The sequence below is a fragment of the Saccharopolyspora sp. genome (assembly GCF_017434145.1).
Classification (GTDB): Bacteria; Actinomycetota; Actinomycetes; order Mycobacteriales; family Pseudonocardiaceae; genus Saccharopolyspora_C; species Saccharopolyspora_C galaxeae.
Map to the genome: position 1 here is coordinate 1 of NZ_JAFRFW010001044.1, position 12,345 is coordinate 12,345.

The 12,345-nt window shown below is 71.1% G+C and carries 12 protein-coding genes; 2 read left to right on the plus strand and 10 right to left on the minus strand.

All coding sequences use genetic code 11. The annotated features are described in order from the left end of the window. Both IJH84_RS28500 and IJH84_RS28505 read right to left on the minus strand, forming a co-directional pair. Positions 1-1,473 (minus strand): glycosyltransferase family 39 protein (locus IJH84_RS28500; RefSeq protein WP_295151112.1); only part of this gene is annotated, 1,473 nt, incomplete at its 3' end. Beyond that, the gene (locus IJH84_RS28505) at positions 1,470-2,759 is read right to left on the minus strand and encodes a bifunctional glycosyltransferase family 2/GtrA family protein (RefSeq protein WP_295151114.1); all 1,290 of its coding nucleotides are present in this window, start codon (positions 2,757-2,759) and stop codon (positions 1,470-1,472) included. The genes IJH84_RS28505 and IJH84_RS28500, both read right to left, overlap by 4 nt. 267 nt (positions 2,760-3,026) lie before the next feature. Between IJH84_RS28505 and IJH84_RS28510 the strand changes: the two genes are divergently transcribed. Beyond that, complete coding sequence (locus tag IJH84_RS28510) at positions 3,027-5,204, plus strand: glycosyltransferase family 39 protein (RefSeq protein ID WP_295151116.1); 2,178 nt, start codon at positions 3,027-3,029, stop codon at positions 5,202-5,204. Beyond that, positions 5,204-6,469: a glycoside hydrolase family 27 protein gene (locus IJH84_RS28515; protein WP_295151118.1), complete on the plus strand. Its 1,266-nt coding sequence runs from the start codon at positions 5,204-5,206 to the stop codon at positions 6,467-6,469. The genes IJH84_RS28510 and IJH84_RS28515 overlap by 1 nt, the downstream gene beginning before the upstream one ends. 8 nt (positions 6,470-6,477) lie before the next feature. Here the strand turns inward: IJH84_RS28515 and mutM are convergent, their stop codons facing one another. The 8 genes from mutM to rsmD all read right to left on the minus strand — a co-directional run bounded on the left by mutM (position 6,478) and on the right by rsmD (position 12,219). After that, positions 6,478-7,422: a bifunctional DNA-formamidopyrimidine glycosylase/DNA-(apurinic or apyrimidinic site) lyase gene (gene mutM / locus IJH84_RS28520; RefSeq protein ID WP_295151120.1), complete on the minus strand. Its 945-nt coding sequence runs from the start codon at positions 7,420-7,422 to the stop codon at positions 6,478-6,480. Positions 7,423-7,486: 64 nt separating this feature from the next. Then, positions 7,487-8,275, minus strand: coding sequence for a ribonuclease III (gene rnc / locus IJH84_RS28525; protein WP_233627451.1), 789 nt, complete (start codon positions 8,273-8,275; stop codon positions 7,487-7,489). Positions 8,276-8,345: 70 nt separating this feature from the next. Beyond that, the gene (gene rpmF / locus IJH84_RS28530) at positions 8,346-8,528 is read right to left on the minus strand and encodes a 50S ribosomal protein L32 (RefSeq protein WP_200070203.1); all 183 of its coding nucleotides are present in this window, start codon (positions 8,526-8,528) and stop codon (positions 8,346-8,348) included. A 2-nt stretch (positions 8,529-8,530) separates the two neighbouring features. Beyond that, positions 8,531-9,106 carry a YceD family protein gene (locus tag IJH84_RS28535; RefSeq protein ID WP_200070204.1) on the minus strand — a complete coding sequence of 192 codons (576 nt, stop codon included), beginning with the start codon at positions 9,104-9,106 and terminating at the stop codon, positions 8,531-8,533. A 362-nt stretch (positions 9,107-9,468) separates the two neighbouring features. Next, complete coding sequence (locus IJH84_RS28540; RefSeq protein ID WP_200070398.1) at positions 9,469-10,215, minus strand: DivIVA domain-containing protein; 747 nt, start codon at positions 10,213-10,215, stop codon at positions 9,469-9,471. Between the two features lie 247 nt (positions 10,216-10,462). Further along, complete coding sequence (locus IJH84_RS28545) at positions 10,463-10,897, minus strand: ribonuclease domain-containing protein (RefSeq protein WP_200070205.1); 435 nt, start codon at positions 10,895-10,897, stop codon at positions 10,463-10,465. Positions 10,898-11,057: 160 nt separating this feature from the next. Then, positions 11,058-11,552 carry a pantetheine-phosphate adenylyltransferase gene (gene coaD / locus IJH84_RS28550; protein WP_200070206.1) on the minus strand — a complete coding sequence of 165 codons (495 nt, stop codon included), beginning with the start codon at positions 11,550-11,552 and terminating at the stop codon, positions 11,058-11,060. Positions 11,553-11,613: 61 nt separating this feature from the next. Next, the gene (gene rsmD, locus IJH84_RS28555) at positions 11,614-12,219 is read right to left on the minus strand and encodes a 16S rRNA (guanine(966)-N(2))-methyltransferase RsmD (protein ID WP_200070207.1); all 606 of its coding nucleotides are present in this window, start codon (positions 12,217-12,219) and stop codon (positions 11,614-11,616) included. Between the last annotated feature and the right edge of the window lie 126 nt (positions 12,220-12,345).

The following is a 12,345-nucleotide window of genomic DNA, read 5'->3' on the forward strand; positions in this document are numbered from 1 at the left end:
CATGCCGCTCTCCCCCGAGGCCGCGGCCGCCACCGACCACACGCTCGGCACCACGAGCGCCGCGGCCAGCGACAACGTCAACGCGACCTTGCCGAGCGCGGCCCGGCTCCGCCCGAGCAGCAACGCCGCCACCGCGAGCACGCCGAAACCGATCGCCAGGTACGCGGCCCAGACGTTCCACTCCGGATCGCGGTAAACGAGCACCACCGCCCAAGCGACCGTGAGCAGCACGCCGACCGGCAGCAGCAGCCAGGTTTTCCCTTGCGGCGCCCGGTAAGCGCGCCACGCTGCGACGATTCCCGCGCCCGCGACGGCACCGATCGCCGGAGCCAGCATCGTCGTGTAATAGGGATGCATCGTGCCCTGGGCGAAGCTGAACATGAACCAGATCAGCACCAGCCAGCCACCCCACAGCAACCAGCCCGCCGCGCGCTTGCGGTCGAACGGCTCACCCGCCCGCCGCCGCAGCACGGCACCGACCACGACGGCGATCAGCACCAGCGCGCACAGCGGCATCAGCCAGCTGATCTGCCCCGCGAGCTTTTCGTTGGCGAAGCGCAGGATCCCGGCCTCGCCGGAGAAGCCGCCACCGGGCCCACCGCCCGGTCCGCAGCCACCGCCTCCGTTGCCCTCGCCGCCGAGGACCCGGCCGAATCCGTTGTAGCCGAGGATGAGGTCCAGTGCGGAGCCGTCTTCGCTGCCGCCGATGTAGGGCTTGGGGTCGGGCCACAGCATGGTTGCCGCGACCCACCAGAACGACGACACCAGCACGGTCGCTGCTGCGATGGCCAAATCGGCGATGCGTCGTGTCCACGAGGTCTCGCGGCCCACGAGGTAGACCGCGATGAACACTGGCAGCACCATCCAGGCCTGCAGCATTTTGGTGAGGAAGCCGCAGCCGATCAGCGCGGCCGAGGCTGCCAGCCACCAGCTGGCCCGCGAGGCACGCTCCGCTGACAAGGCCCGGGTCAGCGCGTAGGCCGCGGCGACGACCAGTAGCACCAGCAGGGTGTCCGGGTTGTTGTCCTGGTTGATCGCCACGGTGATCGGGGTGAGCGCCATGACCAGCGCCGCCAACAGCGCCGCGTGCTCACCCGCCCATCGCCGCACGGTGCGGTGCAGCAGGAACACGGCCGCGACTCCGGCCAGCACTTGCGGCAGCAGCATCGCGACTTTGTTGTAGCCGAGCAGCAGCACCGAGATCACTTGGACCCACAGCGCCATCGGCGGTTTGTCCACTGTGACCACTCCGACCGGGTCGAAGGAGCCGAAGAAGAAGTTCTCGAAGCTCTGCGACATCGATTTGACGGCCGCGGAGTAGTAGCTGTTGCCCCAGGAATCGCCGATTCCCCACGCGTAGAGGGCGCCGGCGAGCAAGCAGATCGCCGCCAGTGCCGCCGGTTGCCACCGGCTGCGGTGTGTGGCGTCGGCCGCGCCCGTGGTGGGCGCGCCGAGTACGGCCGTGGTGGTCATGCTGTTTCCTTTTCGCTCATCGAGGCGGTCTCCGCCTCGTCTCCGGCAGCGGGGTTGTCGGCGGCGGGCCGGAACACCCACGAGCGCAGCAGCACGAACCGCAGCGCCGTACCGACCACCGAGGACACGATCAACACGAGAACTTCCAGCCATCGCGAGGAATCCGGCGCCGCCGCGTCCAGCCACAGCAGCGCCCCGGAGGTCACGACGTAATACAGGACGAACACGATCAGCCCTTGCAGGTGCACGCGGCCGGAGGCGGCGGCGCGCCCGACGAAGGTGAACCGGCGATTCGCCTCGGTGTTCCACAGCGTCGTCACGGTCAGCGCCACCAGGTTCGCCAGCAGCGGTGGCCACCAGCTGCGCAGCAGCGCGTACAGCACCGAGGTGACCACAGTGGACACGATGCCGATCAGGCCGAACGAGAACAGCTGCCACAGCAACCCGTTCTCCCGCTCGGCCAGCACCGCCTGCGGATGCTCGGCGCGCGGCTCGGGCCTGCGCGGCAGCCCGGTCACCGTCGCGGCACCGGTCACCTTCGCGCGGGCGACGCGCAGCAGCCCGGCGAGGTCGTCGGTGGCGGTCTTGGTGACGTTGACGCGGGTGTCGACGTCCTCCACCCAGTCCACCGGCACCTCGTGCACCCGCAGACCGTTGTGCTCGGCCAGCAGCAACAACTCCGTGTCGAAGAACCACGCATCGTCGTAAACCTGGTGCAGCAGCGGACGCACCACATCGGTGCGGGCAGCCTTGAAGCCGCACTGCGCGTCGGAGAACCGCGCGCCGTGCGTCCAGTGGATCACCTTGTTGTACGCGCGGGAGATCATTTCCCGCTTGGTCCCGCGCACGGTCCGCGAACCCGGCGCCAGCCGCGACCCGACCGCCAGGTCCGAATGACCGTTGACCAGCGGCGCCACCAGCGGCAACAACGCGTCCAACCCGGTCGAGAGGTCCACGTCCATGTAGACCACCACGTCCGCGTCGCTGTAGCCCCAAGCCGTGCGCAACGCCAAACCACGGCCCTTGCGGTCCAGGTGCAGCACCCGCACGTTCGGCATCGTCTCGGCCAGTTCGTTCGCCACCCGCAGCGTGCCGTCCGTGCTCGCGTTGTCCACGACCGTGATCGACCAGTCGAACGGGAAATCCCGCCTCAAGTGCTCCCCCAGCACCTGCAAGCAGCCCGGCAGGGACCGCTCCTCGTTGTAGACCGGTATCACCAGATCGACCGTGGCCGTCGCGCGCGGCGCAGTGCCCCGCCGCGCGGTCTCGACACTTCCATGCGGCATCACGTTCATTCCTCTCCCGCTCGTAGCTCGCGGCCGGCACCGATGGCGACCCGTGCTCCATGAAGCACGGCCGGGTTGTCCAGGACCTCGGAACGAAATGGGAGTTGGCTGGGAATCGGCGGGCCGCCGCGGGCACGCGCCCCGCGGCACCGCTGCGCACCGGGGCGGCCGGGCGCTGGATCGATCGCGGGATTCCCACCGGGTTCCCAGCCGGTTCCCAGCTTCGCGCGGCACCGTCGGGCCGCAACGGCGAGCGGAGGAGAAGTGTTGACCAACCCGGAACGGTCTCGCGCAGCCCGGCTAGTGCTGGGCGAGGTCACCGATCCGCCCTGGGCACGCCCCGCGTTGATCGGAGTGCTCGCGCTGGCCGCGGTGCTCGGCACGTGGGCGCTGTCGATCAACGAGTGGGCGAACACCTACTACTCGGCGACCGTGCTGGGCATGACCCAGAGCTGGAAGGCGTTCTTCTTCGGCGCGGCGGACGCGGGTTCGTTCATCACGGTGGACAAGCCGCCGCTGGCGCTGTGGGTGCAGGCGCTGTCGGCCCGGATGTTCGGGTTCAACACGTGGAGCCTGCTGGTGCCGCAGGCCATCGCCTCGGTGCTGACGGTGTGGGTCGTGCACCACGTGGTGCGGCGCGCGTTCGGCCACGTGGCGGGGCTGCTGGCGGCGCTGGTGCTGGCGGTGACTCCGATCGCGGTGGTCATGGCGCGGCACAACAACCCGGACGCGCTGCTGGTGCTGCTGGGCGCGCTGGCGCTGTGGGCGGCGTCCAACGCGATCCGCTCCGGAAAGCTGCTGCCGCTGGTGTGGTGCGCGGTCGCGGTCGGGCTCGCGTTCAACGTGAAGATGCTGCAGGCGTACTTCGTGCTTCCGGTGATCGCGGTGGTGTACCTGGTGGCCGGGAAACCGCGCTGGACGCGGAAGTTGCGGGATCTCGGTGTGGCCACGGCCGTGCTGGCGGTGGTGAGCGCGTCCTGGATGGTCGCCGTGGACGCGACGCCCGCCGATGCGCGGCCCTACGTCGGCGGCAGCACCGACAACACCGTGCGTGAGCTGCTGCTCGGCTACAACGGCCTCGGCCGCGTCTTCGGGCAGGAGCACATCGCTTCGCCCGGGATGATGGGCGGTGGGCCGGGTGGTCCCGGCGGACCCGGTGGGATGCCGGGGCAGATGCCGCCCGGCGGGCCGGGCGGGCCCGGTGGCGGTAGTCCTGATGGCGGGCCTGGTGGCGGTCCCGGCGGCGGTCCCGGCTCGGACGAAGGCAGCTTGACCAGGCTCGTCAGCGGCCAGGTCGCCGGGCAGATCGCCTGGCTGTTCCCGCTTGCCGCGTTCGGCACCGTCGCGGCGCTGGTCTACCTGCGGGGGCGCCCGCGCAAGGACGCGCAGCGCGCGGATTTCCTGCTCTGGGCCGGAACTCTGCTGGTGACGGCCGCGGTGTTCAGCTTCGCCTCCGGCATCTGGCACCCGTACTACACCGTGGCGCTGGCGCCTCCGCTGGCAGCCGTAGTCGGCATAGGCGTGGTGAGCATGGCCCGGTTGTACCGCGTCTCGTCCTGGTGGGGCGCGCTGTTCCCGTTGTCGGTCGGCTGCACCGGCGTGTGGTGCGGGTATTTGCTCTCCGGCTCCGATTTCCTGCCGTGGCTGCCGCCGGTGGTCGCGGTGCTCACGGCGGTGTCGGTCGGCGTGCTCGGGCTGATGCTGGCGTTCACGCGCCAGCGGCGGATGCGCAGGGCGAAGCTGCTGGTCGCGGCAGGAACGGCGGGTCTGGTGGCGATGCTGTCCGGGCCGATGTCCTACGCGCTGACTCCGCTGAGCGAACCGGTGCAGTCGACCTTCCCCAGCGCGGGACCGTCCGGCGGCGGTCCGAGTGGTCCGGGCGGTCCGGGACGGGGCCGCGGCCCGATGTCGGACGGTTCGCAGGCCCGCCGTGCGCAGAACCCTCCCGGACAGCACGACCCGAGCGCGCCGAACTCCCCCAGCCTGGACGGCGGATCGCCGAATGCTCAATCACCGGGCCAGAATTCCCGCCGCGGCGGCCCGGGCGGCAGCAGCGAACTACCCGACTCCGCGGTGCGCTACCTGACCGCCCGGCACCACGGCGAAACCTGGCTCGTGGCCACCGTCGGCGCCATGGTGGCCGCACCGGTCATCCTGCGAACCGGCGAGCCGGTGATGGCCGTCGGCGGCTACAACGGCAACGATCCGGCGCCCACAGTGGACGAACTCCAGCGATACGTCCGCGACGGCGAACTTCGCTTCGTGTGGACCGACGGGACATCCGGCGTCCGCAGCATGGGCGGCGAGGTCGACACCCGGGTAGTCGACGAGTCGATGGGCTGGGTCGCCGCGCACTGCACCGCCGTGGCTCCCGCCGAATATGGCGGAACGGAGCCGGTTCCGGCGGGCGAAACGCGGCTCTACGACTGCGCGAAGCCGCGCTGATGAACCGCCGGAGCATCCTGCGGATCACCGCCGCACTGCTGCTGGTGCTGTCCGCGACCGGATCCGCCGCACCCCGGGAACCCGTTGCGGCGCAACAACTTCCGGTTTTCCCGGCGAAAACTCCGCCGATGGGCTGGAACAGCTGGAACACCTTCGGCTGCGACATCGCCGAGGCCACGGTCCGGCGCGCCGCCGCCGCCCTGGTGCGCTCGGGGATGCGCGACGCCGGCTACCGGAACGTGGTCGTGGACGACTGCTGGTACGAACCGCAGCGCGACACGGCAGGGAACCTGCGCGCCGACCGCGCACGCTTCCCGAGCGGAATGGCCGCCCTCGGCGACTACCTGCACTCCCGGGGCCTGCGATTCGGCCTCTACATGTCGCCGAACGTGCGCACCTGCGCGCAATTCACCGGCGCCTACCCGGGAAGCACCGGCAGCGGCGACCGCGAGCTCGGCGACGCCCGGACCTTCGCCGCCTGGGGCGTGGACTACCTGAAGTACGACTGGTGCCACGGCGCAGGTTCCACCCGCACCGCCCGCGCCGCGTCCACCACGATGCGCGACGCGCTGGCCGCCACCGGCAGGCCGATCACCTACAGCATCAACCCGAACAGCAATTTCCCCGGCGCACCGGGAGAAACCGAGAGCTGGCGCGGCGTCGCGCACCTGGCGCGCAGCACCGAGGACATCCAGCCGGTCTGGGACACCGGGCACACCAACGAACATCCGATGGGCGTGCGCAACATCATCGAAGTCCTCAGTGGACTCCCCGACCGGCCCGCGCCCGGCTACTGGAACGACCCGGACATGCTCGAAGTCGGCGTGCACGACGTGAACGGCCACCCCGGCCTGAACCACGAAGAAGCGCGCACGCATCTGAGCATGTGGGCGATGTTCGCCGCCCCGCTCATCGCGGGCAACGACCCGAGCCGGATGAGCCCGGCCGACCACGACCTGCTCACCAACCCGGAAGTCCTGGCCGTCGATCAGGACCCGCTCGGCCACGCCGCACACCGCGTCACCGGCGGCGACCACCAGGTCTGGACGCGCCCACTGCAACAGGGCACCGCCGTCGCCCTCTACAACCGCAGCGACCAACCCGCCCGAATCAGCACCACGCCGGCCGAACTCCGCCTGCCACCGGGCGATCACGGCATCCGCAACCTGTGGACCGGCCACCACTACCGCACCACCGACCCGATCTCCGCCGACGTCCCCGCGCACGGCACGGTCCTGCTGCGGATCGACTCCGCCCGGCGGTAACTACCGGCTCAGTAGTGCGCGTTGCGGGGTGTCGGCTGGCAGGACGGGCAGGTGTAGGAGGAGCGGTTCATGAACGAGTCGCGGCGCACGATCGCGCCGCAGCGCGGGCACGGGTGTCCGGCCTGGCCGTACACCGCCAGCGAACGGTCGAAGTAGCCGGACTCGCCGTTGACGTTGACGTACAGATCGTCGAACGAGGTGCCGCCCGCCCGCAGCGCATCGGCCATCACCTCGGTCACCGCTTCCAGCAGCCGCCGCACCGCGGGCCGCGTCAACGTTTCCGTCGGACGCGCCCAGTGCATCTTGGCCCGCCACAGCGCCTCATCGGCGTAGATGTTGCCGATGCCGGAGACCAGCGACTGGTCCAGCAGCGCCCGCTTCACACCGGTGCGCCGCGACCGCATCTTCGCCACGACCGCTTCGGAGTCGAAAACCTTCTCCAGCGGATCCGGCGCGATGTGCGCCACCGGCGTCGGCAGCGCCACGCCGCCCACGTCGACCAGGTCGGCCAAGCTCAACCCGCCGAACGTGCGCTGATCCACGAACCGCAGCTCCGGGCCGCCGTCGGTGAACCGGAACCGCACCCGCAGATGCTTCTCGTCCGCGGCGCCCTGCGGCTGCACCAGCAGTTGGCCGCTCATGCCCAGATGGGTCAACAACGCCTCGCCGGGCACCGCACCGTCTGCGGTGCCGACGAACTCGGTCGACTGGGTGCGCCCGGCCAGATCGTCCTGCGCGGGCAGGTCGTCGCCGAGCTCCAGCCACAGGTACTTGCCGCGGCGCTGCGCCGACCACACCGTGCGACCGGCCAGCCGCCCCGCGAAATCTTGCGGACCGGGCACGTGCCTGCGCACCGCACGCTGGTGCAGGACTTCCACCGTGGACAACGTGCGGCCCGCGACGTGTTCGGCCACGCCGCGCCGGACGACCTCGACCTCGGGCAATTCGGGCAACGCGCGCACCTCTCCACCGCAATCGGCCCCGCGGGGCCGCGAGCCGGGCGAGCGCCCGGCCGGATCACCGCGACGAGTCCCCGCTGGCGGCCTGGTCCTGCTCAGCGCCCGCGTCGTGGTCCTGCCCGGCGGGCGCATCGGACTCGGCAGGCGCATCCTGCCCGGCGGGCGCGGCCTGCTCGTCGGACCGCTCGGAGAGCCAGCGCCAAGCCGCCTGGGCGGCCTTCTGCTCGGCTTCCTTCTTCGTGCGCCCGTCACCCTCACCGAGGGTGTCGCCCGCGACGGAGACGAAGGCGTTGAACTCCTTGCGGTGGTCCGGCCCGTGCTCCTCGACCCGGTACTCCGGCACGCCGCGCCCGGTGGCGGCGGTGAGCTCCTGCAGGCTGGTCTTCCAATCCAGCCCGGCACCGCGCTGCGGCGCCTCGTTCAGCAGCGGCTCGAACAGCTTGTAGATCATCCCGCGCGCCACGTCGATGCCGTGCTGCAGGTACACCGCGCCGAGCACGGCCTCCAAGCCGTCGGCGAGGATGCTCGCCTTGTCCCGGCCGCCGGTGAGCTCCTCACCACGGCCCAGCAGCAAGTACTCGCCCAGACCGCCGTCGCCGAGCCCGCGGGCCACGCCCGCCAGCGCGTTCATGTTCACCAGGCTCGCGCGCAGCTTCGCCAGCTGCCCCTCCGGCAGGTCCGGGTGCTCCCGGTACAGCCGGTCGGTGATGACCAGCCCGAGCACCGCGTCGCCGAGGAACTCCAGCCGCTCGTTCGGCGGCAGCCCACCGTTCTCGTAGGCGTAGGAGCGGTGCGTCAGGGCAAGCGTGAGCAGCTCGGCGTCGAGCTCGACGCCGAGCGCTGCCAACAACGGGGTCCGGTCCGCGTCCGCGACGCGGTTCCGGGATTGCTTTCCCCCCACTCCGCGACCCGCGGCGTCAGGCGGGCGCGACGACCTGGCGGCCGCCGTACTGTCCGCAGGACGGGCAGACCACGTGCGGCAGCTTCTGCTCCCGGCAGGACCGGTTGGAGCACTGCACCAGGTTCGGAGCGGAAGCCTTCCACTGCGACCGGCGGTGCCGGGTGTTGGAGCGGGACATCTTGCGCTTGGGGACGGCCACGACTAGTTCTCCTCTTCGATTCCGCCGAACCGCTCACGCAGCGCGGCCCAGCGAGGGTCAATCGTCTCATGGGTGTGATCGGAGTCGAGCTCGGCCCACTTGGCCCCGCACCCGGCGCACAACCCCTGGCAGTCTTCCGCGCAGACCGGGGAGCTGGGCATCGCCAGCAGCATCGCGTCGCGCACCGCGGGCTGCAGGTCGATGAGCTCGTCCTGCACCCGGCTGACCTCGTCCTCGTCGGTCGTGCTGTCGGTGGTGCTGTCCGGGTAGGCGTACAGCTCGCGCAGCTCGATCTCGATCTCGTCGGCGACCGGGTCCAGGCAGCGCGCGCACTCACCGGCCAGCTCGGCGGACGCGGTGCCGGAGACCAGCACGCCCTCCACCACCGACTCGGCCAGCAGGTCCAGCCGGACCGGCTCCCCCTCGGCCACCCCGATCAGATCCAGGCCGAACCCGGCAGGTACCGGTGCACTGCGGGTGTACTGGCGGCTGCTGCCCGCGCGGTGCCCGATCTCGCGGGTGTCGAGCACCCACGGACCGACCTGGGCGGTGCGTGCGGCATCACGGTTCTCGGACATCACTGAATCTCGTTGCGGCGAAGGGTCCCAGCTGGTGCTGGGTTCCGGCGGTGTGCTGGCCTGGTGCGGACGTCCCGGGCACCGGCGAGCGCCGGTGGTGCGGGAATCCCGATCGGAACCGGACTCCGCGACTCCCGGAGCTCGGACGCGGATATCTGGAACGCGGACGCCTGCGACCCGGGCGGTCCGTGCCTCGGATCTCCGGAAGCAGGGCATCCGGAAACCGAGATATCCAGAAACCGGGACATCCGGAAACCGGAGCATCCGGAACCCGGACCCCGGACAACGGGCGAATCCCGCACGGCCAGTAGCTCCAGCCTACGCCACCGCCGCGACCACCTGGAATCGCCCCACCCGCGCGGTCAGCTCTCGGGGTCCTGCCCGTTGGTCGCGACGGCCGAGCGGGCGTCCTCGTAGTCGAACGGCACGCCAACCGGGCTGCGCAGCTGCTGGCGTCCGCGCCCGACCGTGCGCAGCGTGCGGCTGAGCAGGTCCTCGAAGTCGGCCAGCCGGGAGTCCACGTAGGCATCGCAGTCGCTGCGCAGCCGCTCGGCGTCCTCGTTGGCGCTTTCCACGATGCGGTGCGCCTCGCTGTGCGCGGCCTGGGCGACCTCGGTGTCGGCGACCAGCCGGGACTGCTCGGTGCGGCCCTCGTGCACGGACTGCTCGTAGGCGGCCCGCCCGGCCTGCACCATCCGGTCGGCCTCGGACTGGGCGCGGCTGACGTGGTCCTCGTACTCGCGGCGGCCGGCGGTCACCGACTCCTCGGCCTCCGCGCGCGCGTCGGCGATCATCTGGTCGGCCCGGTCGCGGGCGTCGGAGAGGATCTGCTCCGCCTCGGAGCGCGCCGAGGACAGCGTGCGGTCGGCCTCCGTGCGGGCATCGCCGATCGCCTTGCCGGACTGCGCCTCGGCCTTGGACACCACGTCGTCGCGGTGGTCCAGCACGTCCTGCGCGTCGTCGAACTCCTGCGGCAGCGCGTCGCGCACGTCGTCGAGCAGTTCCAGCACGTCGCCGCGGGGCACCACGCAGCCCGACGTCATCGGAACGCCGCGCGCCTCCTCGACGATCGTCACGAGCTCGTCGAGCGCCTCGAAAACCCGGTACACCTCGATCTCCCTGCCGTCGTAGCCGTCCGGAGCGCAAAGCATGACACCAGACCCCGGCCCCGGCGATCACGGGTCGGCCGATCTCCAGTGTGCCGTGACCGGCGGCGGGCGGGGCGCAACTACGCCGCGCGTGTCCCGTTTCACCTGACCGCGGAAGCGGCTGCCGCCGATCGGGTGATCGACATCTCGCGGTGCGAACAGACCGGCACCCGCCGCGCAGCGCGACGGGTGCCGGGGAACGAGCGGATCAGGCGTTGATGTCGGTGATGGAGAACGTCTCGTAGTGGTCCTCGGTGTAGAAGTACTCGCCGCCGTCGCCGACCACGAAGCGCCGCGCCCCGCGGTCGTCGCTGCCCGGCGTTTCCACCGTGTACTCCTTGTAGTAGCCGTCGGCGCAGTCCGGCAGGATCCCTTCGCGGTTGCTGAAGGTCTGGCCGTCCTGCGGGTACGGGAACGGGCCGCCCTGCTTGATCAGGTTGACCGTGTCGGTGGCTTCCGGCGGCAGTTCGGAGAGCTTGACCGGGGCGAACTCGCCGGTTTCGCCGCACGGCGCCTGCTGCACCTGGACCGGGGCCGCGGGCGCGGGGGCGGTGGCGACCGCGGCGCTGGAGAAGCCGAACAGGCCCGCCATCGCGAGCAGTCCGGCAAGAACGACCTTGATGGCTCTGGACGAGATGCTCATGCGCCGGACGCTAGCCCCGCCGCCCGGCCGCACCGGGCGGTTTGGCGGGAACCCGAAGCCTGCTGCACCCGGAGTTCACCCGGCAGTGGCTCCAGGTCGTTCCCGGTACATCTCCCGTTCCCGATGCGGGAAGCCGCGGGACCGATCGCCCGAGCGGACCTCAGCCGTCCTCGGCCGCGCGTTCGGCGACGCGCTTCACCAGGCGCTGCTCGATCTTCGGCGGGACCAGGCTGGAAACGTCCCCGCCGTAGGTCGCGACCTCCTTGACCAGCGAGCTGGCCAGGAAGCTGTAGAGCGGATTGGTGGACATGAACAGCGTCTCCACCCCGGAGAGCCGCTGGTTCATCTGCGCCATCTGCAGCTCGTAGTCGAAGTCGCTGACCGCGCGCAGGCCCTTCACGATCGCGCCGATGCCGTTGTTGCGGCAGTAGTCCACCAGCAGGCCGTGCCAGGAGTCGATGCGCACGTTCGGCCACGGCTCGGTGACCTCGCGCAGCATCTCGATGCGTTCGTCGACGCCGAACAGGCTGCGCTTGCTCTTGTTCACCAGCACCGCGATGACGACCTCGTCGAACAGCCCGGAAGACCGCTCGATGATGTCGAGATGGCCGTTGGTAACAGGGTCGTAGGAGCCCGGACACACGGCACGCCTCATGAGCGCCGACGTTAGCACCGGCCCGGGTGCCCATCAGGCGTCGCGTGGCGTGCGTCACCGATCACGCGGGTTCGTTGCCCGCCCAGTGCACGACGGTGTCGCCGTAGCGGCGGCTGCGGATGGCCGCCAGTGGTTCCGGCCAGCTCGGATCTCCGTTGCGCACCGCCTGTTCCAGCACCACGACCGCGCCCGGCGCGAGCCGGCCGCCTGCCGCCAGCGCGCGCAGCGCCGAGTCCAACTTGGACGGGTCGAGGTCGTAGGGCGGGTCGGCGAACACCACGTCGAACGGTCCGGCAGGCGGCGCTCCCAGCGCAGTATCGGCCTGCCCAGTATCGGCCTGCCCAGTGTCGGCCAGCGCCGTCTCGGCCTTGGCCTGCTCGATCCGGATCTGCCGGAAACCGAGGGAGCCGGCGTTGCGGCGGACGATCTGCGCGGCGCGCCGGTCGGCCTCTACGAACGTGGCGTGCGCGGCTCCGCGGGAAAGGGCTTCCAGCCCGAGCGCACCGGAGCCCGCGTAGAGGTCGAGCACCCGCGCGCCGTCCAGCTCCACGCTCGCTTCCAGCGCGCTGAACACGGCTTCCCGGACTCGTTCGGACGTCGGGCGGGTACCGCGCGGGGGCACTTCGATGCGGCGTCCGCCCGCGCTGCCGGCCACGATCCGAGTCACGGGGTCATCTTCGCGCACAGTCGCGGGGGCGCGGGTGCGGGGGACTCCCGCCTCGCCCCGGTTCGAGACGGCAGGAGGAGCGGGCCGCGTGGTCGTCGACGGCTGCGGCGCGGCGGGGAAAGCAGC

Bases quoted from the DNA above. Each gene is read 5' to 3' on its own strand.
- IJH84_RS28545 (WP_200070205.1), bottom strand. From the start codon at position 10,897: ATGAGCATCTCGTCCAGAGCCATCAAGGTCGTTCTTGCCGGACTGCTC.
- IJH84_RS28505 (WP_295151114.1), bottom strand. From the start codon at position 2,759: ATGCCGCATGGAAGTGTCGAGACCGCGCGGCGGGGCACTGCGCCGCGC.
- coaD (WP_200070206.1), bottom strand. From the start codon at position 11,552: ATGAGGCGTGCCGTGTGTCCGGGCTCCTACGACCCTGTTACCAACGGC.
- IJH84_RS28535 (WP_200070204.1), bottom strand. From the start codon at position 9,106: ATGTCCGAGAACCGTGATGCCGCACGCACCGCCCAGGTCGGTCCGTGG.
- IJH84_RS28515 (WP_295151118.1), top strand. From the start codon at position 5,204: ATGAACCGCCGGAGCATCCTGCGGATCACCGCCGCACTGCTGCTGGTG.